Raw genomic sequence first — 25,873 nt, 5'->3', positions numbered from 1 at the left:
CGCGCCATGGGTGCTAGACCTTTGGCTGCAGCAGCAAGGCGACCAGGGCGCTCCACCCCGTCTGGTGCGACGCCCCCAACCCTCGCCCTGTCTCGCCATGAAAGTATTCATGAAACAACACCAGATCGCGGCTGGCCGGGTCCGCCTCCAGCTGCGCATACCCTGCCATGGATGGCCGCAGGCCATTTTCATCGCGCAGGAATAATCCGGTCAGGCGCTGGCTGAGGCTGTCGGCCACGTCTTCCAGCGACGCCAGATAGCCGCTGCCTGTGGGGTATTCCACTGAGAAGTTATCCGCGTAGTAGCGGTGAAATTCGCGCAGCGATTCGATCAGCATGTAGTTCACCGGCATCCACAGCGGCCCGCGCCAATTGGAGTTGCCGCCGTACAGGCGAGAGTCGGATTCGCCGGGCTGATAACTGGCGCACAGGGTGTTGCCATTCATCTTCAGCACCAGGGGTTGCTCTGCAAAGGTCTTGGACAAGGCGCGCACACCGAAGGTCGACAAGAACTCCTGGTCATCCAACATGCGGCGCAGCAAATCCTTGGTACGCTCGCCACGCAGCAACGCCAGCAGCAGGCGATTGCCCTGCCCCGGTTCGTTCCAGCGCGAGACCAGTTTGGCCAGGTCGGGCCGGTGATGCATAAACCCCAGCAGACGCTCGCGCAGGCCTTCCAAGCCTTCATGTTCGCGCTGTTCCAGCACCAGCACAGCGAACAGCGGCATCAGGCCGACGATAGACCGCAAACGCACCGGTTCGCTCTGGCCGTCGGGACGGTGCAGTACGTCGTAGAAGAACAGGTCCTGCTCATCCCACAAGCCTTCGGCACTGTCATCGACGCGGTTGATGGCGCCGGCGATATACAGGAAGTGCTCGAAAAACTTTACCGCAATGTCCACGTACACGGCGTTGCGCTTGGCCAGCTCCAGCCCGATGCGCATCAGATCCAGGGCATAGGCCGCGACCCAGGCAGTGCCATCGGCCTGGTCCAACTGGTAACCCGGCGGCAGCGTGGCCGAGCGGTCGAACAAGGCGATATTGTCCAGGCCCAGAAAACCACCCTGGAACAGGTTGCGGCCTTCAGCGTCCTTGCGGTTGACCCACCAGGAAAAATTCAGCAGCAGCTTGTGGAAGATCCGCTCCAGAAAGTCCATATCGCCCACGCCGGTCAGCGCCTTGTCTTGCTGATACACGCGCCAGCTGGCCCAGGCATGCACTGGCGGGTTGGCATCGTCGAAGCGCCATTCGTAGGCGGGCAATTGGCCGTTGGGGTGCATGAAACGGTCTTTAACCAGCAACAGCAGCTGTTGCTTGGCGTAGCCGGGATCGATCAGCGCCATGGCCACCGCCTGGAAGCCTTGGTCCCAGGAGGCGTACCACGGGTATTCCCAGGTATCGGGCATGGACAGGATGTCGAAGTTGGACAGGTGGCGCCAATGGGTATTACGGATATGCAAACGCTCGGGCGGCGGCGCAGGCTGGGCCGGATCACCGTCGAGCCACTGGTTGACGTCGAAATAGTACAACTGCTTGGACCACAGCAAGCCGGCCAGGGCCTGGCGCTGCACATTGCGCGCATCGTCATTGGCGATACCCTGTTGCAGGGCTGCGTAGAAGTCATCGGCCTCGCGGCGGCGCTGTTCGAACAACTTGCGTGCGTTGACCTCGGGGGCGTCCAGAGGGGCAAAGCGCAGATAGAGGCTTTTGCTTTCCTGGCCCGCTAATTCAAGACTGAATCGCGCCGCCACCTTGGTGCCCGCGTCACCGCGAATGGCCCCTTGATCACCCTCCACCACGTAATCGTTGATGCCATCCTTGAACGGCCCGGACGTCGGCTGCCCGCCCAGTTTGGCGAAGTTGCTCTCGTTTTCGCAGAACAACCATTGCCACCCATCCTGGCCCCAGGCGGTGAGCTGGCGATCGTCCATCTCATGATGACGGGCGAGCACGCGGTCGCCGTCCAGCGTCAACCTGGGTTTGGGCGCATCAAAGGTCCAGCTCCAGTCATTGCGCGCCCACAACTGGGGCAGCACCTGCAGACGTGTCGGCTGCTCCGAGCGGTTGTGCACGGTGACACGCATGAAAATATCGTCGGGCTGGTGCTTGGCGTATTCGACGCTGATGTCGCAGTAACGGTTGTCTTCAAACACGCCGGTATCAAGGATTTCATACTCGGTATCGCCCAGCCCACGGCGAGCGTTTTCAGCGATCAGGTCGGCATAGGGAAAGGCGGCATGGGGGTATTTGTAGAGCATGCGCATGTAGGCATGGCTCGGTACGCCATCGACGAAAAAGTACAGTTCCTTGACGTCTTCACCGTGGTTGCCTTCAGCGTTATTGAGGCCGAACAGGCGCTCCTTGAGGATCGCATCCCGTTCGTTCCACAGCGCCAGGCCCAGGCACCAGCGTTGTGCCTTGTCGCTGAAACCGGCCAGGCCGTCCTCGCCCCAGCGATAAGCGCGGCTGCGCGCCTGTTCATGGGGGAAGTAGGCCCAGGCGTCGCCATCGGCGCTGTAGTCTTCGCGCACGGTGCCCCACTGGCGTTCGCTCAAGTACGGGCCCCACTCACGCCAACGCTCGGCATCTTGCGTCGCCAGGCGCTGGCCTTCAATCGTGTCAAGCAGGCGGTTTGCGGGTACGGCCGTCATTGAGTCCTCCATCACCTACACAGTGAGGCGCAGTGTAGAACCCAATGGTGCCCGGTTGCACATGAAGACTCACAGCACCAGGCGTTGACAAGCCGCTGGGGCTGGGTTTGCTCCTGTTCATGGCATCTCATTCATTTGCAGAATGAAGTCCAGAGGAATCTTCGTTTGCAAGCCGGCCTGCGCCTCAACAAAATCGGGCAAAGGTCATTTTGCTCGCCACAGCCATCAGGAATTTTTCTATGCACGCCACTGCACATGTCAGCCCCGATGAGATCCGCAAGGGCTTTTCCAAGGCCATGTCCGACATGTACCGCGATGAAGTACCTCTGTACGGCGCGCTGCTGGAACTGGTGGCCCAAACCAATGCACGCGTACTCGACAGCCAACCTGAGCTGGTGCAGCAGTTGCAGCGCACCGGAGAAATCCAGCGCCTGGACATGGAGCGCCATGGTGCCATCCGCCTGGGTACTGCCGCAGAACTGGCGACAATCAGCCGCCTGTTCGCGGTCATGGGCATGCAACCGGTGGGCTACTACGACCTCACCCCCGCCGGTGTGCCGGTGCATTCCACGGCCTTTCGCGCCGTGCATGAGCACGCGCTGCAAACCAGCCCGTTCCGGGTGTTCACCTCGCTGCTGCGCCTGGAGCTGATCGAAAACCTGGAGCTGCGCACCTTCGCCGAAAGTGCCCTGGCCAAGCGCTCGATCTTCACCCCCGGCGCCCTGGCGCTGATCGAACAGGCCGAAACACAGGGCGGCTTGAATGCCAGCGACGCCCAGGCTTTCATCGACGAGGCGCTGGAGACGTTCCGCTGGCATAACACCGCCACCGTGACAGGCGCGCAATACGAGCAACTGAGCAACCAGCACCGCCTGATCGCCGACGTGGTCGCCTTCAGGGGCCCGCATATCAACCATCTCACGCCACGCACCCTGGACATCGACCAGGTACAGGCCGCCATGCCCGGCAAAGGCATTACGCCCAAAGCCGTGATCGAAGGCCCACCCCGGCGCCATTGCCCGATCCTGCTGCGCCAGACCAGCTTCAAGGCGCTCGACGAACCGATCGCGTTCACCGACGCCCACGGCAGCCACAGCGCACGCTTTGGCGAAATCGAACAACGCGGTGTAGCGCTCACGCCTAAAGGCCGCGCCCTGTACGACCAACTGCTGAACGCCGCCCGCGATGAACTCGGCGCGTTCCCCAACGAGGCCAACGCCGAGCGTTATGTGCAATTGATGGAACGGCACTTTACGGCGTTCCCGGATACCCCCGCACAGATGCGCGAGCAGGGCCTGGCGTACTTTCGTTACTTCGTTACCGCAAAAGGCCTGGCGGCACGCGGCCAGCCCGAGCAGCCGCGAACGTTGCAAGCGCTGGTCAACGCCGATCACGTGGCGGTGGAGCCATTGGTGTATGAGGATTTTCTGCCGGTCAGTGCGGCGGGGATTTTCCAGTCAAACCTGGGGGATGCGGCGCAGAGTCATTACGCGGCCAACGCCAACCAGGCGCAATTCGAACAGGCGCTGGGGCGCAAGACGATTGATGAGTTGCAGCTTTACGGCGAGACGCAGCAGCGCTCCATTGATGAATGCCTGGGCACACTGCTGGCCTGAAATAGGGTGTCCTCCCCGGCTCAGCGGCACAATCCTTGCGCCGCAACAGTCCCCAGAGCCGGGTGGACGGGGCGCATCATAAAGACACAGTCCTGCGATGTCCCGCATACAAATCTGAACAAATATTGCCGTTTTGCGCCTAGCCTAATCGCCCGGCGATTTCGTCCTTGATCAGCAGCCGTTTCTTCTTCAGGTTTTCCACTTTCTCATCGCTGGCACTGGCTTTTTCCGCCTCCAGCACATTCGCGTCGGCATCGTCATATTGAGTGAGCAGCGAATCCAGCCGTTTGTCGTCCGCCCTGCGCTTGTGAACGTCTTCCTTGCTGACACCCAAGTCCTCATACAGGTCGTGTTTCACTGGCATGGCGTACCTCCACAAATTGATCAATGGTCTACGCCCTTGAAGCTAGCCCATTCCAATGGGTCTTGTCATGTTTGAGGTCAATACAGTCCCGTTCGTCGTGCAGCATGCGATGGGATCAAACCTTTGCCGTGCCCTGCCCTCCACTGTAGATCGCCACCCGAGGGAGACAGGTTTCATGAATCACGCTGCCACTGCTGCCGACACTCAATGCATCAACACGCTTCGCACCCTGGCCATGGACGCTGTACAGAAGGCCAATTCGGGGCATCCGGGCACGCCCATGGGCCTGGCGCCGGTGGGTTATACGTTGTGGAGTCGCTTCCTGCGTTATCACCCCGAACATCCCGATTGGCCTAACCGTGACCGTTTTGTGTTGTCAGTGGGGCATGCGTCGATGCTGCTGTATTCGCTGTTGCATCTGGCCGGTGTGGTGGAGATTGACGCCCACGGCCAGCGCTCCGGCCAGCCGGCCATCAGCCTCGACGATATCAAGCAGTTCCGGCAGATGGGTTCCAAGACCCCAGGCCACCCCGAATACCGCATGACCACCGGCGTGGAAACCACCACCGGCCCGCTCGGCCAGGGCTGCGCCAACAGCGTGGGCATGGCCATGGCCCAGCGTTGGCTGGCCGAGCGCTTCAACCGCGACGGCCAGGTACTGTTCGACTACGACGTCTACACCCTGTGCGGTGACGGCGACATGATGGAAGGCATCAGCAGCGAAGCGGCCTCGATGGCCGGCCACTTGAAGCTGGATAACCTGTGCTGGATCTACGACAACAACACCATCAGCATCGAGGGCCACACTGAACTGGCCTTCAGCGAAGACGTGATCAAGCGCTTCCAGGCCTACGGCTGGCACACCCAGCACGTCACCGACGCCAATGACTTGCAGGCGTTGAGCGTGGCGCTGGAAACCTTCAAGGCCAATACCGGCGCGCCGACCCTGATCGTGGTCGACAGCGTGATCGGCTATGGCTCGCCGCACAAGCACAACACCGCCGCCGCCCACGGCGAGCCTCTGGGCGAAGACGAGATTCGCCTGACCAAGGCTGCCTATGGCTGGCCGCAGGGTTCGAGCTTCCTGGTGCCCGACGAAGCCCGCACGGTACTGCGTGATGCCCTCTACGAACGCGCCGAACCGCTGTTCGCCGAATGGAACCAGACCCTGGCATCCCTCGACCCGCAACGGGCCGATGAACTGCACCGGATGCGCGCCGGCGAAATGCCCGAGCAATGGCAGGCGCACCTGCCCAGCTTCGCCGCCGATGCCAAGGGCGTCGCCAGCCGGGCCTCCGGCGGCGAGGTATTGAATGCCTTCGCCCAACAGATCCCCTGGTTGCTGGGCGGCTCGGCGGATCTGTCGCCGTCGACCAAAACCAACCTGACGTTCGACGGCGCCGGGCGCTTCAGCGCCGATGACTACAGCGGGCGAAACCTGCACTTCGGCATCCGCGAGCACGCCATGGGCGCAATTGCCAATGGCATGGCGTTGTCCTACCTGCGCCCGTACACCTCGACCTTCCTGGTGTTCAGCGACTATATGAAGCCACCGATCCGCCTGGCGGCGATCATGGAATTGCCGGTGATTTTCGTGTTTACCCATGACTCCATCGGCGTGGGTGAAGACGGGCCGACGCACCAACCGATCGAACACCTGACCCAACTGCGCGCCACGCCAGGGCTGCTGACTCTGCGCCCGGGCGACGCCAATGAAACCCTGGAGTTGTGGAAGGTGGCCCTGGCGCAAACCCATCGGCCAAGCTGCGTGGTGCTGTCGCGCCAGGCGCTGCCAACCCTGGATCGCACCCAGTATGCGTGCTCCTCCGGTGCGGCCAAAGGTGCCTATGTATTGGCCGCTGCGGATAAGCCTGAAGTCATTCTGATCGCGACAGGCAGTGAGGTCAGCCTGGCGGTGGCTGCCTACGAGCAACTCAAGGGCGAAGGCGTGGCCGCGCAAGTGGTATCGATGCCGAGTTGGGAGTTGTTTGAAGGCCAGGATCAAGCCTACCGCGACGGCGTCTTGCCGCCTGCGATAAAAGCGCGGGTGGTGGTGGAACAGGCGGGGCCCCTGGGTTGGGATCGCTATGTCGGGCAAACCGGTGCCAAGGTGGTGATGAACAGCTTTGGCGCGTCGGCGCCATTGGCCAAGTTGCAGGAGAAGTTCGGGTTTACCGTGGAGAATGTGGTGAAGCTGGCCAAGGAGCAGATCCAGCATAATCTCACTGACTAGCGCTTGGCTTAATGTGGGAGGGGGCTTGCTCCCTCCCACATTTGGTCATCAACAACTGCTAGATCAGCGCCTGGGTTAGATAAGGCGCGGTTCGGCTGTGCTTGCTTTTGGCAACCTTGTGCGGCGTACCACACGCCACCACCTTCCCGCCCAGGTCCCCTGCCCCCGGCCCGATATCAATGACCCAGTCACTCTGGGCCACCACGCGCATCTCATGCTCGACCACAACCACGGTATGCCCCGCATCGACCAGTTGATTCAACTGGCTGAGCAAGCGGTCGACATCCTTGGGGTGCAAGCCGGTGGTCGGCTCGTCGAGCACATACAACGTAGCGCCGCGGGCGTTGCGTTGCAGTTCGCTGGCGAGCTTGATGCGCTGGGCTTCACCGCCGGACAGTTCGGTGGCCGGCTGGCCAAGGCGCAGATAGCCCAGGCCGATATCGCGCAGCACCTGCAACGAGCGCAGTACGCCAGGCTGCTCGGCAAAGACTTCCACTGCCTGCTCGACCGTCAAGCCCAGCACCTGGGCGATGTTCAAACCCTGCCATTTGATCGCCAGGGTTTCGGGGTTGTAACGCGCACCGTGGCAAGTGGGGCATGGCGCGTACACGCTGGGCATAAACAGCAGCTCAACGCTGACAAAGCCTTCACCCTCGCAGTTCGGGCACCGCCCCTTGGCGACATTGAACGAAAACTGCCCGGCGTCGTAAGCGCGTTTCTTGGCCGCCGGCGTAGCGGCGAACAGCTTGCGCACGTTGTCGAACAGCCCGGTGTAGGTCGCCAGGTTAGAGCGCGGCGTGCGGCCGATAGGTTTCTGGTCCACCTGCACCAGGCGGCGAATGTGTTCCAGCCCGGCACTGATGCGCCCGCCACTGGCTTGCGGTGCGGCGTCTTCCAGGCTTGGCTCGTCGTCATTTTCCAGCACGCGCCCAAGGCCCGTGGCCACCAGCTCCAGCAACGCCTGGCTGACCAGGCTGGATTTGCCCGAGCCGGAAATACCGGTTACCGCGGTAAAGCAGCCCAGCGGGAAGTCCACCTTCAGGTCATCGAGGTTATTGCGCGTCACGCCTTCGAGCTTCAGCCAGGCAGTGGGCTCACGACGCACCGAGTTGGCCGGGCGCTGTGGAGCAAACAGGTATTCACGGGTCTGCGACGCCTCGATAGCCTCCAACCCCGCAGGCGGCCCACTGTACAGCACCTGCCCGCCATGTTCACCGGCTGCCGGGCCCACGTCGATCAACCAGTCGGCGCGGCGCATGGTTTCCAGGTCGTGCTCCACTACAAACAATGAATTGCCCGCGGCCTTCAAGCGCTCAAGCGCACTGAACAACGCTTCGCCGTCCGCCGGATGCAGGCCCGCCGAGGGCTCGTCCAGCACATAGATGACGCCGAACAGCTGTGAGCCCAACTGGGTGGCCAGGCGCAAACGCTGCAACTCTCCGGAGGACAAGGTCGGCGTGCTGCGTTCCAGCGACAGATAGCCCAGCCCCAACTCGATCAGGGTGTTCACCCGTTCGAGCAAGTCCTGGGCGATGCGTTGGGCTGCCAGGCGCTTTTCCACCGACAATTTCATCTTGTCCTGCCCCGCCGCCACCGGCCGCAGCAATTGGGCCAATTGCGCCAGGGACAGTTGTGACAACTCTCCGATATCCACCCCGGCAAACTTCACCGACAGTGCCGCCTGGGTCAGGCGCTTGCCGTGGCATAACGGGCAGGCACTGCCTTGCATGAACTGCGACACACGCTTTTTCATGAGTGCGCTTTGGGTATGGGCGAAGGTGTGCAGGATGTAGCGCCGTGCGCCGCTGAAAGTGCCCTGGTAGCTGGGTTCGAGCTTGCGTTTCAACGCATCGCGGGTCTGCTGCGGGGTAAAGCCGGCGTATACCGGCACGGTGGGGGTTTCTTCGGTGAACAGGATCCAGTCGCGCTGTTTTTTCGGCAGGTCACGCCAGGGGATGTCGACGTCATAGCCCAGGGTCACAAGGATGTCGCGCAGGTTCTGGCCCTGCCAGGCCAGCGGCCAGGACGCCACCGCACGCTGGCGGATGGTCAAGGACGGATCGGGCACCATCAGCGCTTCGGTCACTTCATACACGCGGCCCAAGCCATGGCATTGCGGGCACGCGCCCTGGGGCAGGTTCGGGGAAAAGTCCTCGGCATACAGCATGGCCTGCCCCGGCGGGTAGCTGCCGGCGCGTGAATACAGCATACGGATCAAGCTCGACAGCGTGGTGACGCTGCCCACCGAAGAGCGCGCACTCGGCGTGCCACGTTGCTGTTGCAGGGCCACCGCCGGCGGCAAGCCCTCGATGCTATCCACATCCGGCACGCCCACCTGGTCGATCAAGCGTCGCGCATAGGGCGCCACCGATTCGAAATAGCGACGCTGCGCCTCGGCATACACGGTGGAAAACGCCAGGGACGATTTGCCGGAGCCGGATACCCCGGTAAACACCACCAGGGCATCGCGTGGAATATCCACATCGACGTTACGCAGATTATGTTCACGGGCGCCACGCACCCTGACAAAGCCCGGTTGCTGGGCGGTAACCGCAGGGATGTTGCGCTGTGATGTCATGGGCAACCTTGTCTTGCACTGAGCACCCTGCGCACGCGTTGAGTCAGGGCATCGGGGCTGTAGGGTTTGCTCAGCAAGTGGATGTCGGCGCCGAGCAAATGATTGGAGGACAGGATGTCGCGGGTGTGGCCAGAGGTGAACAGCACCGCCACTGGCGGGTTCTGCGTACGCGCCCAAGTGGCCAGGTCAGTGCTCTTGACCCGGCCTGGCATCACCACGTCGGTGAAGATCAGGTCCGGCGCTGCGCCGCGCTGCAACACCTGCATCGCGCGGTCGCCATCTTCGGCGGTCAATACGGTATAACCCGACTGCTGCAGCAACTCGACCACCGTCAGGCGCACGCCTTCGTTGTCCTCGACCACCAGGATGGTTTCCTGGCCGCCACCTTGCGGGTCCACGTCACTGTAGTCGTCGAGGCACTCGGGCTCCAGGCTGTGGGGGAAGTACATCTGCACCAGTGAGCCCTTGCCCTCCTCGCTCCACATATCCACATGCCCGCCGCTTTGGCGCACAAAACCAAACACCATGCTCAGCCCCAGACCGGTGCCGTGGCCTTCGCGTTTGGTGGTAAAGAAGGGTTCGAAGGCGCGCTTGAGGGTGGCCTGGGACATGCCCACACCGGTGTCGGCCACCGCCAGGCGCACATACTCGCCGGGCTTGATGCTTTTGCCGATGCAATCGTCAGGGTTGAGGATGACGTTTTCCCCGGTGATCCGAATCACCCCTTCGCCCTGCATGGCATCCCGGGCGTTGATTGCCAGGTTGAGCAAGGCGTTTTCCAGCTGGTTGCGGTCGACATTGATGCACCAGGAGTCCTGGGGCAATTGCACGTCGATATGGATGGTTTCCCCCAGCGCCCGTTGCAGCAACTCGCCCAGGCCGGCATAGATGCGCTGCGGGTTGTACACCGCGGGTGATAACGGTTGGCGACGGGCAAACGCCAGCAATTGCGATGACAACTTGGCCCCACGCTCGACTGCCGCGATGGCCGCGGTCACGCGACGTTGCACCTGGCAATTGTCCGGCTCATGCCGGGCAAGCAAATGCAGATTGCCGGCGATCACTTGCAGCAGGTTATTGAAGTCATGGGCCACGCCCCCGGTCAGGCCGCCAATCGCTTCCAGCTTTTGTGACTGGCGCAACTGGTCTTCGGCGGCAGAGCGCGCCTGCACCTCGGCGGCCACGCGTTGCTCCAGATTATGGGTAAGCTCCTGGCGCACCCGCTCGGACTTCACCAGCTCGGTGGTTTCCACCACAATCGCCAGCACGCCGGCCGGCTGCTGGTTGTCACCCGCCACCGGGCTGTAGTAGAGGTCCAGCCACACGCTTTCCGGTCGGCCGTGACGCGACAACACCAGTTCCTTGTTATTGAACGACAAGGTACCGCCCGCCAGGCACGTATCCACCACATGCCGATTGAACTCGGCCACTTCCGGCCAGCCCAGTTCCACCGGCGTGCCCAACAGGTAAGGATGGCGCCCGCCGGCAAATGCCGAATAGCTGTCGTTGTAGATCATGTACCCCGCCCGCCCCCACAGCATCACCATCGGTACGGGTGAGGCCAGCATCATTTGCACGGTGCAAGCCAGGCTTGTGGACCACTGATCCAAAGGGCCAAGGTCGGTAGTTGACCAGTCAAAGGTGCGTATCCGCTGAGCCATTTCGCCGGCCCAGCCTTCACAGCCGTGGGGGTTGGATAAAAATTGCATCATTGGGCTCTGTGCGCAGGAGAGGACGATCGCAAGTTTTGGAGCGCGCCGACGGTGGATGGTTTCATCTTGTGTACGCTGGAATGCAGAAACCACTGAACTCAATGAAAATCCCGGCTGCGCACCACCATGCCATCCAACAGCGGCGTCAAATCGGTCAGGCGCCCTGCGATCAAATGCCGCACCTCGCCCACCGCCTCCCAGCGCCCATCCACCTTGAGCAGGCGCGACCCCACCAGCGCCCGGCGCTGGCGCTCGGCCAGGTCGCGCCAGACCACTACATTGAGGTTGCCGAATTCATCTTCGAGGGTGACAAAGGTCACGCCACTGGCCGTACCAGGGCGCTGGCGACCGGTCACCAACCCGGCGATGCTCACATTGCGCCCATGCTCCACCGCCAGCAACTCTTGGGAACTGCGGCAGCGTCGCTTGCGCAGCTCGGCGCGCAACAAGGCCAAGGGGTGCGGCCCAAGGGTGGTGCCCAGCGTGGCGTAATCGGCTTGCAGGTCCTCGCCTACGCTGGGCGCGGGTAATGCCACCACGGTTTCATCCTGACCTGGCTGGCCGGCAAACAAGCCGAGCTGCTTGTGCACACCGGCCACGTCCCAACGCGCCTGGTGTCGATTGCCGGCCAGCGCGCGCAATGCACCGGCATCCGCCAGCAGCGCCTGGGCCCGGGCATCCAGGCCGGCGCGTGCGTCCAGGTCGGCGATGTCGCTGAACGGTTGCCGGTGGCGTGCGGCTTCGATACGCCGCCCGTCGTCCTCGCGAAACCCCGAGATCATGCGCAAGCCCATACGAATCGCCGGTTGCTGGCCATCGATGGGCTCCAGGCTGCAATCCCAGTCACTGGCCTGCACATCCACCGGGCGAATCTGCAAGCGATGGCGCCGGGCGTCCTGCAGGATCTGGTCCGGGCTATAGAAACCCATGGGCCAGCTGTTGATCAGGGCGCAGGCAAAGGCCGCCGGTTCATGGCATTTGAGCCAGCAACTGGCGTAGGTCAACAGGGCAAAACTGGCCGCGTGGGACTCGGGGAAACCATAGCTGCCAAAGCCTTTGATCTGCTCGAAAATCTGCGCGGCAAAGGCTTCGGTGTAGCCGTTGCCCAGCATACCGTCGCGCAGTCGCTTCTGGTGCGGCTCCAGGCCGCCGTGACGTTTCCAGGCGGCCATGGAGCGGCGCAACTGGTCGGCCTCGCCAGGGCTGTAGTCGGCGGCGACCATCGCGATCTGCATCACTTGTTCCTGGAACAAAGGGATACCCAGGGTGCGTTTGAGCACGGCCTCCAATTCGGGTGAAGGATAGGTTTCTGCTTCCTCTTTGTTTCTGCGGCGCAAATACGGATGCACCATGCCGCCCTGAATCGGCCCAGGGCGCACGATGGCGACTTCGATCACCAGGTCATAGAACGTTTGCGGCTTGAGCCTGGGCAACATCGACATCTGCGCCCGCGATTCGATCTGGAACACGCCGATGGTGTCAGCCTTGCTGATCATGGCGTAGGTCGCCGGATCCTCCTTTGGGATGCCTGCCAGGCTCAAATCCAGGTTGCGATGCCGACGCAACAAATCGAAACAGCGGCGGATTGCGCTGAGCATACCGAGGGCGAGGATATCCACCTTGAGCAGGCCGACGGCGTCGAGGTCATCCTTGTCCCACTGGATGATGGTGCGCTCGGCCATGGCCGCATTTTCCACTGGCACCAGGGTGTCCAGCGGGTATTCGGAAATCACGAAACCGCCGGGGTGCTGGGACAGGTGCCGGGGAAAGCCGATCAGTTGCCGGGTGAGCGTCAACACGCGGCGCAGCAGTGGGCTGTCCGGATCGAAACCGCTTTCACGCAGACGTTCAAGAGGTGGCGCGTCATCACTCCAGCGCCCGCAGCAGTCGGCCAACGCGTTGATCTGGTCTGGTGGCAGCCCGAGGGCCTTGGCTACATCGCGCACTGCGCCGGCGGCGTGGTAGCTGCTGACCACCGCCGTCAACGCTGCACGATTGCGGCCGTAGCGCTGGAATACGTATTGCAGCACTTCTTCGCGGCGCTCGTGCTCGAAGTCTACGTCGATGTCCGGCGGTTCATTGCGCTCTTTGGAAAGGAAGCGCTCGAACAGCAAGTCGCTCAAGCTCGGGTTGATTTCGGTGATACCCAAGGCAAAACACACCGCCGAATTGGCCGCCGAGCCACGGCCCTGACACAGGATCGAGCGGCTGCGGGCGAAGCGCACGATGTCGTGCACCGTGAGGAAATAACTTTCGTAGCCCAACTCGCTGATCAGCAGCAGTTCCTTGTCGATCTGCTGCAAGGTCTTGGCATCGACGCCCTCGGGCCAGCGCCGGGCAATGCCTTCTTCGGTCACCGCACGCAACCAGGAGGCGGCGTCATGACCTGTCGGCACCAGTTCGCGTGGGTAGTGATAGCGCAACTGGCTGAGGTCGAAGGTACAACGCCGCGCAATCGCCAGGGTTTCGTCAAGCAGCGCTTGCGGGTACAGCGCGGTCAGGGCATCGAGGCTGCGCAAGTGCCGCTCGCCATTGGGATGCAACAAGGTACCGGCGTCGGCCACCGCGACGTGATGGCGGATGGCGGTCATGGTGTCTTGCAGGGCACGGCGGCCACGAGCATGCATGTGCACATCGCCGCAAGCCACCGCCGGGATCTGCAACCGGGCGGCCAGGTCCAGGCGCTGCTCCAGGTGACGCCCATCGTCCTGGCCGCAATGCAACTGCACTGCCAGCCACAGGCGCCCGTTGAAAGTGCGGCACAGCCATTGGATCGAGGCCTGGGTGTCATGGTCCTGCGCCACCCACAGCGCCAACAGGCCGGGCAATGGTTGCTCGAAGTCTTCCTGCAGCAGGCGGTAACGGCCTTTTTCAGCACGGCGACGGGCCAGGGTGATCAGACGGCACAGATGCTGGTAGCCGTTGAGGTCTTGCACCAGCAGCACCAGTTTGGGGCCGTTTTCGATGCGCACTTCACTGCCGATAATCAGCGGCAAATCCACCGCTTTCGCTGCTTGCCAGGCCCGTACGATGCCCGACAAGGTGCATTCATCAGTGATTGCCAGGGCGCTGTAGCCCTGGTGTTTGGCCCGCTGGAACAACTCCAGTGCACTGGAGGCACCGCGCTGGAAGCTGAAGTTGGACAGACAATGCAGTTCGGCGTAACTCATGCGCTACTCGCCCCTACAGAGCTCATGCAAACCAGCCTTGCAGCCACAGTCCATCGCTGCACCCCACATTGCGGTAGGCCCAGCCTTGCTGGCCGGCGCGGGTCTGGATCAGGTAATAGTCGCGGCGGATATCGGCGCCATCCCACCAGCCGGATTCGATGCGCTCCGGGCCCATCAGAATGTGCACGCCCTGCTCGGCCAGCAGCGTCGGTTCGGACAGCAACCAGCCGGGGCGCCGCACCTTGTTCAAGCTCGGGCATGGACGGCTGTCGGTCGCGGCTTGCCAGGCGCATTCGGGACGATGGTCAGCGTGAAAGCGCAGGCCCTGCACCGCCTCATCCCCCAGGCGCGCACGCAAGCGTTCGCGCAATTGTTCCCACGGCAGGGTTTGCTGCGGGCGGTCGTCGAACAGGTCCTGGCGCTGGGGCACGAACACCGGCAAGTCCTCGGCCACCAGACGCAAACCGCGCACCGGCGAGGTGACCTGGACCTGTTCCAGGCGGCCACGGGCCAGTTCGAACAGCATCAAAGGCTCACGCTCGGCACTGAGCAAGCCCACCTTGATCACGCTGTCGGGCGCCTGGGCATGTTCCAGGTGCAGGTCAAAGCGCTGCACGCCACTGTCGCGCCCGCAAAGGAAGGCCGACAAGTCGCCGGTCAAGCGCCGCAATGGAAACAGCAAGGCCTGGTGGGATTGCACATCGAAGTTCAACTCGATGCGCGCCTCGAACTGGTCCGGCGGCTGATAGAACGCCAGGGCCAAGGGGCGTTGCCCGCTCAGGGCGTCGAGGTGCTTGAGCAGGCTGGCGTCAAAACGTCGCGCCAGGGTATGCCGCGGCAATGCCTGCACCTGGGCCAGGGTGCGCAGGCCCATGCGTGACAAGGCGGTGGCGGCCTGCGGGTCAAGACCGGCGCGGTCGACAGGCAGTGGCGCCAGGGCCTGCATCAAGGCGTTGTCATCGGCCACGGCCAGGCCATCGTAAAGGTTTGCCAACACCCGCGCCGCCGCCGGATTGGGCGCTGCGACGATGCGGTGACGAAAGCCAAGGTCGGTCAACTCCTTGCGCAAGCGCGCCTCGAACTGCGACCAGGGCCCAAACAGGCCCAGGCTCGATTCGATCTCGAACAACAAGGCGCGCGGGTAATACAGGCTGACCTGGGAACTGAAACGGTAGGCCCAGGCGGCAAGCAACTGCTGCAAGCGCTCGATTTCCAGAGGGTCGTATTCCACACAGGCAAAGCCCTTGGCCAGGGCATGGGCTGCCGTCAACGATTGACCAGGGCGCAAGCCCAGGGCACGGGCGGCGGCGTTGACGGTTTGCAGCACACGCCGCTGCGGCGTGCCGGCCAGCAGTGCCAGAGGCTGGTCAGGTTCGGGATGCACACGCTGCGCCCCGTCCAGCGCCAATTGCGGGAATACGATACAGACCCAACGCATGGCAACCTCAATGCCCCGCCAGGGCAATCGGTGCCGGATGGGCCAACCCGCCCCGGCACTTGAGCACGCGCACTTGTGCAGGCTTTGCCTCGACCGCCAGGCGCAAGGCCGCGGGCGAGGCATTGACCGCCTCATTCAAGGAGCGCCAGGCAAATGCCAGGGTCTGTCCGGTTTCCGCCGCCACCTGCAAGCGCCGCAAGGCCCGATCATCGGCCTTGCGCGGCCAGCACAACACCGCACCGCAACTGCCGGAGCGCAGGCATTGTTCCACCGCCCACAGCGCATCGCGCTCCTGGGCCTGGATAATGGAAAGCTGACGCACATCTACCCCGGCGTTCTGCCAGGCATGGGGATACGGCGTATAGGGCGGCGCCACCAGCACAATGCGCTCACCCAGGGCCGACAAGCGTGCCAGGGTTGGCAGCACCAGTTGCAATTCGCCCACCCCGTCCTTGGCCATGAGGATTTCACTCAAGGCCGCTTCCGGCCAGCCGCCAGTGGGCAGCACCGCATCCAGCGCCGCCAGCCCCGTGGGGTGCACGCTGGCCGGTGGTGCGGCGGGCCGGCCCTTCCAGACTCGCCCGCCATTGAACAGCGAGTCCAGGGCAACCATGGCGCCCATCAGCCTTGCCTCACCAGGCCACAGAACACCCCTTCGATGGCCAGGTCCTGGTCGGGGCCGACCACAATGGGTTGATATGCCGGGTTGCGCGGCAATAAACGCACCCGCTCGCCGTTGCGCTCAAAACGCTTGATGGTGACCTCACCATCCAGACGCGCCACCACAATCTGCCCGTTCAAGGCTTCGGCACTGCGACGTACGCCCACCAGGTCTCCGTCGAGAATGCCATCTTCGATCATCGAATCGCCCTGTACTCGCAGCAGGTAGTCAGGGGTCTTGGCGAAAGTGGCCGGATCCAGTTGCAAGTGGCTGTGCACGTCCGCATCGGCACCGATGGGCCGGCCAGCCGCCACGCGGCCAAGTACCGGGACATCCAGCCACTCGGGACGCGCGGGTTGATTGAGCAAACGAATGCCACGGGCCTGGTTGGGGTTGACCTCAATGAAGCCGGCTTCGGTCAAGGCCACCACATGCTTGCGGGCGACGCTGCGCGAGGCGAAGCCGAACGCCTCGGCGATCTCAGCGAGGCTGGGGGGCTGGCCTTGGTGCGCGATGCGCTCGCGAATGAAGGTCAGGATGGCGGTACGGCGGGGAGTCAGGTTGGTCATGGAGTACATTTGTACTCCTGTAGGAAATTTCTGACAACAACCGTCAGTCGGCGATCAACTGCCTGGTCATCACCGCATAAATATCTACACAACTTTGTAGCTACCGCACGTAACCACGCGCTTCAGCCAGCAATTATTTGAAGCCGCCCAGCAACCCAAGCAATTGTTATGGGTGCCCGGTGCCAGCCATAACAACAGCATGAGCCTGGCCGCTCGCAACTATGGCAAGGCGCTGGAAAACCTGATGCGCACGCAGATACCCGCCCGGGAAGTGACACACTCCACAGGGCGCGACAACGCGTCATAAATACACTTTTCGACACTGGGTTCGCGTTTGGCTGTCAAGCGCAAACCCTGCCCATACTGGCCCGAAACACAAGTTGATCAAATAATGATCTTCACGCAAATCGCCAACGCAGCCGGGCCTTCGCAAAGTTATCCACAGAGATACCCACGGTTTTCGTGGACAACTCTTTTTATATTTTTACGTTTTTTTGCTCAGGCAGCACTTTCAGGAAAGGTGCCAGGCAGCAAAATTTCGCGGTTCACATCGCGTATATCGTTATAGCCACACAGCGCCATCGACACGTCCAACTCACGGGCGATGATATCGAGCGCCTTTGTCACGCCCGCCTCACCCATCGCCCCCAGGCCATACAAGTGCGGGCGACCGATCATGGTGCCCCTGGCGCCCAGCGCCATGGCCTTGAGCACGTCCTGGCCGGAACGAATACCACCGTCGAGCCACACTTCAATACGGTTGCCTACGGCCTCAACAATGGCGGGCAACTGGCTGATACTCGACGGCGCGCCATCGAGTTGCCGACCACCGTGGTTGCTCACCACCAACGCATCCGCGCCGGAGTCGGCCGCCAGGCGCGCATCCTCCACGTCAAGGATGCCCTTGATGATCAACTTGCCGCCCCAGCACCGCTTGATCCACTCCACATCGTCCCAACTCAGGCGCGGGTCAAATTGCTGGGCAGTCCAGGACGACAGCGAACTCATGTCGGCCACGCCCTTCACATGCCCGACGATATTGCCGAAGCCACGCCGCTGGGTGCCGAGCATACCCATGACCCAGCGCGGTTTGGTCATCATGTTGAGGATATTGGGCAGGGTCAGTTTGGGCGGCGCCGACAAGCCGTTGATCAAGTCCTTGTGGCGTTGCCCCAGGATCTGCAAATCCAGCGTCAGCACCAGCGCATCCACCCCGGCAGCCTTGGCGCGTTCGATCAGTTGCTCGATAAACCCACGGTCGCGCATCACATAAAGCTGGAACCAGAATGGCTGGCCGACATGCTCGGCAATGTCTTCCAGCGAGCAAATACTCATGGTCGACAAGGTGTAGCGCAGGCCGAACGCCGCAGCGGCTCGTGCGGTCAGGATCTCGCCATCGGCATGTTGCATGCCTGCCAGGCCGGTAGGTGCCAGGGCCACGGGCATGGCCATGTCCTGGCCAATCATGCTGGCGCGGATCGAACGCTCATCAATATTGCGTGCCACGCGCTGGCGGAACTTGATGCGCGCAAAATCGCTTTCATTGGCGCGGTAGGTGCTCTCAGTCCAGGAGCCGGAATCGGCGTAGTCGTAGAACATCCGGGGCACACGTTTTTGCGCCAGCTTGCGTAAGTCTTCGATGGTTGTGATCAACGACATCGGGTCACCTCTCCCTGAACTGAACACAGAGAGTAACCGGCCATCGCCCACGCAACCAGCCGTTGCGTTTATCGAAGCTGATGACTAATCTCGCATAAACCCGCAATAAAGCGCATAAACATGCATAACGTTCATCAAGCCATTGACCTGCCTTCCCTGCGTAAACAAAAGATCCTGTTGTTGCTCGAACGCGACGGCAAGGTAACGGCTTCCGAGCTGGTCGAGCATTTCGCCGTGTCCCAGGACACCATCCGCCGCGACCTCGGCGAACTCGCCGCCGCCGGTTTATTGCAGCGCGTACACGGCGGCGCCCTGCCTCGTCCCAAGGACACCGGCAAGGATTTCTTCACCCGTGTCGGCGAAACCACCGAAGTCAAACGCCACCTCGCGCGCCTGGCGGCCGAGCGAGTTGAAGACGGCCAGATCGTGCTGTTCGATTCCGGCTCCACCACCCTGCAGATCGCCCAGTCACTGCCGCAGGCGATCCACCTGACGGTGGTCACCCCATCGCCGATGATCGCCATCGCCCTGGCGGACCATCCGCATGTAACGCTGATCCTGGCCGGAGGCCAACTCAACCCCGCCACCCTTTCAACCGGCGGGCATGAAGCGCTGCGCCTGATCCAGAGCATCAAGGCCGACCTGCTGTTTACCGGCGTGTGCGCACTGCACCCGCAAGTGGGCATTACCTCGCTGCATTTTGCCGAAGTGGCAGTCAAGCAAGCCTTGATCGACAGCGCGTCCCAAGTGGTTGCAGTGACAACCTCAGACAAACTCGGTGCAGTGGAACCGTTTGTGGTGGCGCCGTGCAGCCGTATTCATACGCTGATTACCGAGTGGGATGCGCCGGGGGTGGAGGCATATGAGCAATCAGGCGTGGAAGTGCTGCGGGTGGAGATCTGATTGCAGCATTAGCGATTAGCCATATTCGTCATGAGATTGATCGCATCTTGGACCGTGGTAATTTTATTGCTGTCTTTGTCCGGAATTTCGAAGCCAAACTCATCCTCCAAATCCATGACGAGTTCAACAAGTGTCATAGAGTCGGCACTCAGGTCGTCAATGAAAGATGCCTCATTACTAAACTCAGCCTCAGAAATCTCTAAATAATCAGACACTATTTTCCTAACACGTTGCTCTATATCAGTCATTTTTGCATACCCTTGCTTAACGTTATCGAAACCAAGCCGTTTGAAGCAGGCATGTAAACGCCTTTAAAGATACGCACAGGTAAAAAAGCTTCTACTGTCAGAATTGACAGTCGGCTATATCGGTTCGCAATAAGCAATGACTGTGTATCCACAGATATCGTTCGATGCTTAGAAACCTGCCGTTTTAGACCTAGTAAAGGGTTCAGCCCTGACGGCGGGTCACTTATAAAAAAAGCCCGACAGTGCCACCACTTGGCACCTCGCCCAAGCTCCAACCAGTGCAGCCCACATACAGCGTTGGCATCAAAACAACACATCCGCCGCGTCGCGCATGAAAATCTCGATGGTCTTGGGGCCGACGCCATCGAATTCACCCAAGCGTTGTTCAAACGCCTGGCGATCTTCGCTGGCCTGCCGAATCCCGGTAATCTTGCCGCCGTAATCGGCATTGAGCCGGGCACTCAGGTCCAACAGGCGCTGCGCCGTGGTTTCGTCATACCGCACGTAATGCGCCCGCCCCAACATCGCCACTAACTCCCGCGATGTACAGTGCTGCAATTTGCGCGGCGTATCACGCCCCTCCTCCTCAACGATCACCTTGTAAGCCTGGGCAGCGATGGGCGCCTGGATGCGTTTGCCCATCAGGAAGCTGGCGATGAACCACTTGAACAGACTGGCGTCATCATCGGGTTTTAGCTCGATGCCCAACTGGGCAGCGCTGATGGAGCGGGCCATGCTCAATGCCCTTTGTCGAGCTTCTCGTTGATCGCATCCGTCTGGCGTTCAATGTCCTTGATCGAGGTGGGTGTCACCACTTTGTCGATGGTTTCGGTCTTCGGGTTCGCACGCTCCAGCGTCTGCCCTTTCAGACCTTCAGCCTTACCCTTCTGCGCGTCTTCAGAGCTGACGGGGTCGGGGGTTTTATCGGCGCTCTTGTGTTCGTTCACAGTGCAATCTCCTGCCTATAACGGCCTTCCAAACAGTGGCGGCCTTATGCAGCAGAACACGCTGAATTTGAATTGGTTCAAGGAAATTGCCACACCTGACCTTTGGGCAAACACGCGCAAAAAAAATTAAACCTTTTGCTCGCCCCCCCGCTCAACACTTGGGTACGGCATCGCGCCATTTCCTGAGGAGAGACACCATGACAACTCGACTGATGAAACAAATGGGCCTGACGTTCGCACTCGTTGCCGGCTCGATTTCGACCGCTATGGCGGCCACGTCCAACGACTTTGTCGACAACGCCGCCGAGGGCGGTATTACCGAGGTGGAAGCCGGCAAGCTGGCGCTGGAAAAAAGCAGCTCGGCAGACGTAAAAACCTTTGCGCAGCATATGGTGACCGACCATACCAAAGCCAACAACGAGCTGATGGCCTTGGCAAAAAAACTCGATATCGAGGTTCCGGATGACGCCGCCCTGACCGACAAGGCGAAGAAAGCGATTCTGGAAATGCGCGACGAATCGTTCGACAAGGCCTACGCCAACAACCAGGTGGCCGCCCATGAAAAAACCGTAGAACTGTTCAAGAAAGAAGCGGCCTCTTCGGACAATGCCGAGCTGAAGGCTTTCGCCACCAAGACGCTGCCAACCCTTGAAGCTCACTTGAAAATGGCCAAGGAACTGCAAAGCAAATACGCCAAATAATCAACCTGACACCGGAGGCATCTGAGTATGAGTTCGCAACTCACGGGTAAGAAAATCCTCGTCATCACGTCCAACACCGGGATCGAGCGCGACGAGCTGCTCAAACCCCTGGAAACCCTGCGTGGCTATGGCGCGACGGTGACGCACGCCTCCAGCAAGGGCGGCACTACCCAGACCTTTGTCGGCGATACCGAAAAGGACGGGACAGTTGAGTCCGATGTGCAATTGTCTGATGTGGTCGGCAGCAACTTCGATGCATTGGTCATCCCGGGCGGGACGGTGAATGCCGACACTTTGCGTCAGGATGCCGCGGCGCTGCGCTTGATCAACGAGTTCGCTAAGGCCGGCAAGACCATCGCAGCGATCTGCCACGGCCCGTGGGCGCTGATCGACGCAGGCGTGGTCAAGGGCAAAACCCTGACCTCGTACAAAAGCGTACGCATCGACTTGGAAAACGCTGGCGCTGCGGGCGTAGTGGATGCTGAGGTCAAGGAATGCAAAGCCAATGGCTGGACCTTGATCACCTCACGGACGCCGGACGATTTGCCGGCGTTCAATGAGGCGATTGCCAGAGCTGTGGCCGGCTGATCATGGCTAACGAATGACAACAGGCGCCCATGGGCGCCTGTTTTTATATGGCTCACCGACTCAGCTCTTGCGATGCTCAGCCATCTCGCGCTTGGGGCCGAACATCGCCCATGCGATCAACCCCAACAGCGGCACGAAAACCAGTACCACCACCCACAGTCCCTTGGTCTCCCAGCCACCGGTACTGCGCAAGACGATATTGATCGCCCACAGTTCCAAGAGCAGCAGAATCACTGCCAATATGATCCAGATATATTCTATTTGCATGATTCACCTCCTGAGGTCTAAAGGTTAGGTCAAGCAGATCGCTCAAGGGTTCCATTAGAATTTTCAGGAACGCTCACGCGAGCCCGGCACGTGACCGGCAGGAGTGCGTTGTGCAATCTCGAAAGGGCCAGACCATGCAAGCTGCACGACGAACCCGCCCATATAAATCCCTATCTATTTGATTTAAATAGTTATTTAACCCCGATTAAAGTTGGTACGGCTGATGCAATTCCCTCACTACGAGGCGTGCGTTTCGACATGCCCGACAACTACCCGTGAGGTTGCACATGAATGCCATCGACCTGCTTAAAGCCGACCATGAACGCGTCAAGACCCTGCTGACCCAACTAAGCGAGTCCACCGAGCGCGGGGTTAAAAAGCGCACCGAGTTGCTAGCCAAGCTCGAGATGGAAATCACCCTGCACACCAAGCTCGAAGAAGAAATCCTTTATCCCGCTTTTAGAAAAGCCGGTGGCAAGGAACAAGACATCATGTACCACGAGGCCAAGGAAGAGCACCGCACCGTCGACTCGCTGGTGCTGCCCGACCTGAAGCAGACCGAACCCTCCTCCACCGAATTTTCAGGCCGTGTGAAAGTGGTCAAGGAACTGCTTGAGCACCACATCGAAGAGGAAGAAACGGAGATGTTTCCCCAGGCGAAAAAACTGCTGGGCAAGGCAATACTTGAAGAGCTGGGGGCCGAAATGGAGGCGATGAAAGCGGCCTACAAAAAGGCCTCGACCAACAAACCCCTCGCGGCCTGATTGACCCGCAAATGAAAGCTCAAGCGACGGCCCCACGGGGTCTGTCGCGCTATCGAGCTTCACCAGTGATTTCTCCTCGCCTACTCGGCGACCCGGCCGACCGAGCCGGCCTGGACGCCCATGCTAGCGTGCCGTTGCCCATGGCATTGGCACTGGGCTTTCAGGAGATTCACCAAAATGGACACGCATTCGCCCACCTACACCAGGCTCTTCAAGGAAGACTGGGAGCTGCTTTGCTCGGCTTCCTCCATGGCTGCAGTCGATTCACCGGCAGCCTATCTAAAGGCGCTGTATTTATTTGCCCAGGTGCTTGAGGACAGCGGAAAAGGCCGAGCCGGCAAAGTCACCCTGGACCAGCGGCGACCTGAGCTCAAGGCATTGCCCATCGACGAACACAGCCTGACGGCTGTGATCCCCCAACTGTCGATCATTAATGAAACCCTCACTCACCAGATCGACACATACCTTGGAAAGACCACCGGTGAAAACCGTGGACGCTCGCTGGATACGGTGCTTGGTCTTCAACGTTTTCCGTTCGCACTGCCGTTTGAACGAGCCCATCGGCAATGCTGGCTCAGCTTGTCCGCAGGCAAGCCGCAACTGGGTGAACTCAGCTATCGCATCAGTCTGAAGCTGCCCATTACCCAACGCGCTCAGAACGCCTACGGCGTCGTCAGGCACGCGGCCTATGAAGCACAGCGATTGCTGTGCGGCTTGAGCCCTGCACAGCAAAACTTGTTGACGGAACCGTTTCTGGAAAACTCGGGGAATGTGCACGCCACTGAGTTTTTCGCGCGGCACTATGGCCTCCAGGAGGAGTCGCTCAGAAAAACGCCCCATTGGCTGCACCAAACCGCTCTGACTCGCGACCAGGCTCAGGCATTACTGGCATGTGGCAGGTACCTGCCGGTGCTCTCGGGCAATGTATCTGCCGCCGCGCTGCCAAGGCCGACGCCCGAGCTGCAGACACATGAACGGGCAGCCTACGTGAACGGCCCAATAACCAGCAATGCCGAGACGCGGCAACCGCTGTCGATAGAGCACACAGAACTGCAAAACACCTCATGGAACCGCTACCAGCGCCTGCACCGAATGATTCGCCTGCAACGCTGGACGCAACTGCCGTTTGAGGATCTGGACGCGCTGTTGATCAGCGTTGTGCGACGTGAGCAGGATGCTGATCCGCATCAGCCCTGCAACGACAATACCCTGCGGGCGCTGGGTGTCTACCGCTACCTGGAGCGGCGTCATGGCCTGCCACTTGAAGAGTTTGCGGCGATGCTGGATGAGCTTCCTGTGTGGGCGTCGGGCAATCGCCTGTCGCTGTACGACCAGGTGTTCAACCACGCTTCAATGCCCGGCGAGACACTGCGGGTGGATGTGCCAAATCTGGCGCTGCATGAAGCGCTGCCGGACAACCTGCGACATCGGCTGTGTGCCGGTCTGAACCTTGGGGACACCCCCGACGCCTTGCATTGGCTGATCGGACAGGCGCGCCAATACCTGCCTTCGCCTTGCCCGACGCTGACGTTCTATAGCGCCCTGTACCGCCAGGCCCGGATCGCACGGTTGTTCGGGTTATCGGTGCTCGACAGTCATCACGTGGCGGCACTGCTCGGCGGTACGGATTACACAGTCCAACTGGTCAACCCCTCCCTACGCAGCTCCGGCGTCAATGCACCGCCAGACATGCTCGATATGCTGATGCAAATGGATTGGCTGCTCGGTTGGCTCAAGGACGCGCGCCAATCGGTTGATCAACTTCGCCGTCGTTTAGTCCTGGAGGAAGACGCACAGCCGGCCCAGGTCCAGGCGTACCTCACCCAGCTTGATGACTTGGTGCAATTGACCCGACAGGGGCTGCTGGCGCAAGAAGACATCGCTGACCTTACGCTGCCCCAGCCCGAACCTGACACCAGGGCCGCGCCTATTCCCTGGCATGCCCTCATCGTCCAGGGCCTACTGCACAGCCACCCCCAGCTCAAGCCGCCAGCTCCCAGCGAACTGCCCAAGGCACTTGTGCAACTCATTGAAGCTCGAACCCTGAGCCTGGACCCGACCCGCAACGCTACCCTGCACGCTGATGCCAAACACGCAGTGACCAAGAAGCTCGGCGAGTTCTATCGGCAGCTGCAGCCTTTGAAGGAAAAAATCGATGCGCTGTTCGGCGCCCCCTCGCATTTGCCTGGCGATCCGGCACTGTACCTGCAATCGCGCAAGCTCGCCGCCCGACAGATTGCCCGTGCGGCCACCGCCCAATCGCCCCTTGACCTGGTCAAACATCTGCTGCTGCTGTTGCCGGACGCCGAAGTGTTATTGGAGCTGACGGTGAGCCGCCAGACCCTGCACACCTTTTTGCTCCACCCGCACTGGTTGAGCCAGGAGCAGACGCAAGGCTCGCTGCTCAAGCTGACACTGAACACGCTGTACCTGCTGCAGCGCTTTGCCCACTGCCTCGACACCTATGGGCTTGCCCAACACAGCGTTCTCGATTACCTGCAACGCGCCAACACACCCTCTGCGGCAGACGTCGACACCTCGGCCAGCCCACGACTGGCCGCCCTGCTCAAGTGGGACGCCGGCGAGATCGAGCATCTGGTCGACCATCTCCCGAACAAACAGGTAAAAACCCTGGCCGACCTGGACTGGATCCTGCGTTGCCACCAAACCGTCAGACTCACCGGGCTCTGTGCCAAAACCCTGCTCAAGGCGACCGACCTGCACGCCACATTGATGAATGAGGACTGGAAACACGTCGGTTCGGCATTGATCACTACCGCCCCATAACACCGCTTTGTTGCGACC

The 25,873-nt window shown here is 61.1% G+C and carries 20 protein-coding genes and 1 pseudogene; 8 read left to right on the top strand and 13 right to left on the bottom strand.

Features of this window, described 5'->3' with window-relative positions:
• Positions 1–13 precede the first annotated feature (13 nt).
• On the bottom strand, positions 14–2,650 hold the full coding sequence (locus J1G33_RS23340; RefSeq protein ID WP_223018845.1) for a glucosidase: 2,637 nt from the start codon (positions 2,648–2,650) through the stop codon (positions 14–16).
• 239 nt (positions 2,651–2,889) lie between these two features.
• Between J1G33_RS23340 and J1G33_RS23335 the strand changes: the two genes are divergently transcribed.
• Positions 2,890–4,266, top strand: coding sequence for a VOC family protein (locus tag J1G33_RS23335; protein ID WP_223018844.1), 1,377 nt, complete (start codon positions 2,890–2,892; stop codon positions 4,264–4,266).
• Positions 4,267–4,405: 139 nt separating this feature from the next.
• On the opposite strand, the gene J1G33_RS23330 is transcribed toward J1G33_RS23335, so the two are convergent.
• Positions 4,406–4,630 (bottom strand): DUF465 domain-containing protein, encoded by a 225-nt coding sequence (locus J1G33_RS23330; protein ID WP_032880801.1) that lies wholly within the window; start codon positions 4,628–4,630, stop codon positions 4,406–4,408.
• 175 nt (positions 4,631–4,805) lie between these two features.
• Here J1G33_RS23330 and tkt point away from each other — a divergent pair, with 175 nt between their 5' ends.
• A complete protein-coding gene (tkt, locus tag J1G33_RS23325) occupies positions 4,806–6,863 on the top strand; it encodes a transketolase (RefSeq protein WP_223018843.1) in 2,058 nt (685 codons plus the stop codon).
• Between the two features lie 58 nt (positions 6,864–6,921).
• Here the strand turns inward: tkt and uvrA are convergent, their stop codons facing one another.
• From uvrA to lexA, 6 genes are all read right to left on the bottom strand, one after another.
• Positions 6,922–9,441, bottom strand: a complete 2,520-nt coding sequence (uvrA, locus tag J1G33_RS23320; RefSeq protein WP_223018842.1) for an excinuclease ABC subunit UvrA — start codon at positions 9,439–9,441, stop codon at positions 6,922–6,924.
• Complete coding sequence (locus J1G33_RS23315; protein WP_148853906.1) at positions 9,438–11,150, bottom strand: ATP-binding protein; 1,713 nt, start codon at positions 11,148–11,150, stop codon at positions 9,438–9,440. The genes uvrA and J1G33_RS23315 overlap by 4 nt, the downstream gene beginning before the upstream one ends.
• Positions 11,151–11,251: 101 nt before the next feature.
• Positions 11,252–14,323 (bottom strand): error-prone DNA polymerase, encoded by a 3,072-nt coding sequence (locus J1G33_RS23310; RefSeq protein WP_223018841.1) that lies wholly within the window; start codon positions 14,321–14,323, stop codon positions 11,252–11,254.
• A 22-nt stretch (positions 14,324–14,345) separates the two neighbouring features.
• Positions 14,346–15,761: a DNA polymerase Y family protein gene (locus J1G33_RS23305; RefSeq protein ID WP_032880794.1), complete on the bottom strand. Its 1,416-nt coding sequence runs from the start codon at positions 15,759–15,761 to the stop codon at positions 14,346–14,348.
• A gap of 7 nt (positions 15,762–15,768) precedes the next feature.
• Positions 15,769–16,383, bottom strand: a complete 615-nt coding sequence (gene imuA, locus J1G33_RS23300) for a translesion DNA synthesis-associated protein ImuA (RefSeq protein WP_223018840.1) — start codon at positions 16,381–16,383, stop codon at positions 15,769–15,771.
• Positions 16,383–17,000, bottom strand: coding sequence for a transcriptional repressor LexA (lexA, locus tag J1G33_RS23295; protein ID WP_032803494.1), 618 nt, complete (start codon positions 16,998–17,000; stop codon positions 16,383–16,385). The genes imuA and lexA overlap by 1 nt, the downstream gene beginning before the upstream one ends.
• 109 nt (positions 17,001–17,109) lie before the next feature.
• Here lexA and J1G33_RS23290 point away from each other — a divergent pair.
• A pseudogene (locus J1G33_RS23290) lies at positions 17,110–17,298 on the top strand (alpha/beta hydrolase); the annotation flags it as partial.
• 191 nt (positions 17,299–17,489) lie between these two features.
• On the opposite strand, the gene J1G33_RS23285 reads toward J1G33_RS23290, so the two are convergent.
• Entirely contained in the window at positions 17,490–18,650 is a 1,161-nt protein-coding gene (locus J1G33_RS23285; RefSeq protein WP_032880790.1) for an alpha-hydroxy acid oxidase, read from the bottom strand.
• A 120-nt stretch (positions 18,651–18,770) separates the two neighbouring features.
• Here J1G33_RS23285 and J1G33_RS23280 point away from each other — a divergent pair, with 120 nt between their 5' ends.
• Positions 18,771–19,553 (top strand): DeoR/GlpR family DNA-binding transcription regulator, encoded by a 783-nt coding sequence (locus J1G33_RS23280; RefSeq protein WP_032880789.1) that lies wholly within the window; start codon positions 18,771–18,773, stop codon positions 19,551–19,553.
• An 8-nt stretch (positions 19,554–19,561) separates the two neighbouring features.
• On the opposite strand, the gene acpP is transcribed toward J1G33_RS23280, so the two are convergent.
• From acpP to J1G33_RS23265, 3 genes are all read right to left on the bottom strand, one after another.
• Positions 19,562–19,801 (bottom strand): acyl carrier protein, encoded by a 240-nt coding sequence (gene acpP, locus J1G33_RS23275; RefSeq protein ID WP_032880788.1) that lies wholly within the window; start codon positions 19,799–19,801, stop codon positions 19,562–19,564.
• Positions 19,802–20,104: 303 nt separating this feature from the next.
• Positions 20,105–20,536, bottom strand: coding sequence for a hypothetical protein (locus J1G33_RS23270; protein WP_032880787.1), 432 nt, complete (start codon positions 20,534–20,536; stop codon positions 20,105–20,107).
• Between the two features lie 2 nt (positions 20,537–20,538).
• A complete protein-coding gene (locus J1G33_RS23265) occupies positions 20,539–20,748 on the bottom strand; it encodes a hypothetical protein (RefSeq protein ID WP_032880786.1) in 210 nt (69 codons plus the stop codon).
• 197 nt (positions 20,749–20,945) lie between these two features.
• Here J1G33_RS23265 and J1G33_RS23260 point away from each other — a divergent pair, with 197 nt between their 5' ends.
• Together J1G33_RS23260 and J1G33_RS23255 are read left to right on the top strand one after the other, a co-directional pair.
• On the top strand, positions 20,946–21,449 hold the full coding sequence (locus J1G33_RS23260; protein WP_032880785.1) for a DUF4142 domain-containing protein: 504 nt from the start codon (positions 20,946–20,948) through the stop codon (positions 21,447–21,449).
• A 27-nt stretch (positions 21,450–21,476) separates the two neighbouring features.
• On the top strand, positions 21,477–22,037 hold the full coding sequence (locus J1G33_RS23255; protein ID WP_148853903.1) for a type 1 glutamine amidotransferase domain-containing protein: 561 nt from the start codon (positions 21,477–21,479) through the stop codon (positions 22,035–22,037).
• 60 nt (positions 22,038–22,097) lie between these two features.
• On the opposite strand, the gene J1G33_RS23250 is transcribed toward J1G33_RS23255, so the two are convergent.
• Complete coding sequence (locus tag J1G33_RS23250; RefSeq protein ID WP_005788888.1) at positions 22,098–22,304, bottom strand: hypothetical protein; 207 nt, start codon at positions 22,302–22,304, stop codon at positions 22,098–22,100.
• A gap of 287 nt (positions 22,305–22,591) precedes the next feature.
• Between J1G33_RS23250 and J1G33_RS23245 the strand changes: the two genes are divergently transcribed.
• On the top strand, positions 22,592–23,068 hold the full coding sequence (locus J1G33_RS23245) for a hemerythrin domain-containing protein (protein WP_032880783.1): 477 nt from the start codon (positions 22,592–22,594) through the stop codon (positions 23,066–23,068).
• Positions 23,069–23,245: 177 nt separating this feature from the next.
• Entirely contained in the window at positions 23,246–25,855 is a 2,610-nt protein-coding gene (locus tag J1G33_RS23240) for a Tc toxin subunit A (RefSeq protein ID WP_032880782.1), read from the top strand.
• Positions 25,856–25,873 lie beyond the last annotated feature (18 nt).

It is taken from the genome of Pseudomonas sp. P867, assembly GCF_019891455.1.
In the GTDB taxonomy this organism is placed as follows: domain Bacteria; phylum Pseudomonadota; class Gammaproteobacteria; order Pseudomonadales; family Pseudomonadaceae; genus Aquipseudomonas; species Aquipseudomonas synxantha_A.
Note: the sequence above shows the minus strand (reverse complement) of the source record. Positions and strands in the feature narration are given on the sequence as shown.

Excerpts from the sequence above, each read along its gene's own strand:
- acpP (WP_032880788.1), bottom strand. The coding sequence starts at position 19,801 with ATGACTGATATAGAGCAACGTGTTAGGAAAATAGTGTCTGATTATTTA.
- J1G33_RS23240 (WP_032880782.1), top strand. The coding sequence starts at position 23,246 with ATGGACACGCATTCGCCCACCTACACCAGGCTCTTCAAGGAAGACTGG.
- J1G33_RS23330 (WP_032880801.1), bottom strand. The coding sequence starts at position 4,630 with ATGCCAGTGAAACACGACCTGTATGAGGACTTGGGTGTCAGCAAGGAA.
- J1G33_RS23260 (WP_032880785.1), top strand. The coding sequence starts at position 20,946 with ATGACAACTCGACTGATGAAACAAATGGGCCTGACGTTCGCACTCGTT.
- J1G33_RS23255 (WP_148853903.1), top strand. The coding sequence starts at position 21,477 with ATGAGTTCGCAACTCACGGGTAAGAAAATCCTCGTCATCACGTCCAAC.
- J1G33_RS23280 (WP_032880789.1), top strand. The coding sequence starts at position 18,771 with ATGCATAACGTTCATCAAGCCATTGACCTGCCTTCCCTGCGTAAACAA.
- lexA (WP_032803494.1), bottom strand. The coding sequence starts at position 17,000 with ATGTACTCCATGACCAACCTGACTCCCCGCCGTACCGCCATCCTGACC.
- J1G33_RS23305 (WP_032880794.1), bottom strand. The coding sequence starts at position 15,761 with ATGCGTTGGGTCTGTATCGTATTCCCGCAATTGGCGCTGGACGGGGCG.
- J1G33_RS23340 (WP_223018845.1), bottom strand. The coding sequence starts at position 2,650 with ATGACGGCCGTACCCGCAAACCGCCTGCTTGACACGATTGAAGGCCAG.
- J1G33_RS23285 (WP_032880790.1), bottom strand. The coding sequence starts at position 18,650 with ATGTCGTTGATCACAACCATCGAAGACTTACGCAAGCTGGCGCAAAAA.
- J1G33_RS23310 (WP_223018841.1), bottom strand. The coding sequence starts at position 14,323 with ATGAGTTACGCCGAACTGCATTGTCTGTCCAACTTCAGCTTCCAGCGC.
- J1G33_RS23245 (WP_032880783.1), top strand. The coding sequence starts at position 22,592 with ATGAATGCCATCGACCTGCTTAAAGCCGACCATGAACGCGTCAAGACC.
- J1G33_RS23335 (WP_223018844.1), top strand. The coding sequence starts at position 2,890 with ATGCACGCCACTGCACATGTCAGCCCCGATGAGATCCGCAAGGGCTTT.
- J1G33_RS23270 (WP_032880787.1), bottom strand. The coding sequence starts at position 20,536 with ATGGCCCGCTCCATCAGCGCTGCCCAGTTGGGCATCGAGCTAAAACCC.
- imuA (WP_223018840.1), bottom strand. The coding sequence starts at position 16,383 with ATGGGCGCCATGGTTGCCCTGGACTCGCTGTTCAATGGCGGGCGAGTC.
- J1G33_RS23315 (WP_148853906.1), bottom strand. The coding sequence starts at position 11,150 with ATGCAATTTTTATCCAACCCCCACGGCTGTGAAGGCTGGGCCGGCGAA.
- tkt (WP_223018843.1), top strand. The coding sequence starts at position 4,806 with ATGAATCACGCTGCCACTGCTGCCGACACTCAATGCATCAACACGCTT.
- uvrA (WP_223018842.1), bottom strand. The coding sequence starts at position 9,441 with ATGACATCACAGCGCAACATCCCTGCGGTTACCGCCCAGCAACCGGGC.
- J1G33_RS23250 (WP_005788888.1), bottom strand. The coding sequence starts at position 22,304 with ATGCAAATAGAATATATCTGGATCATATTGGCAGTGATTCTGCTGCTC.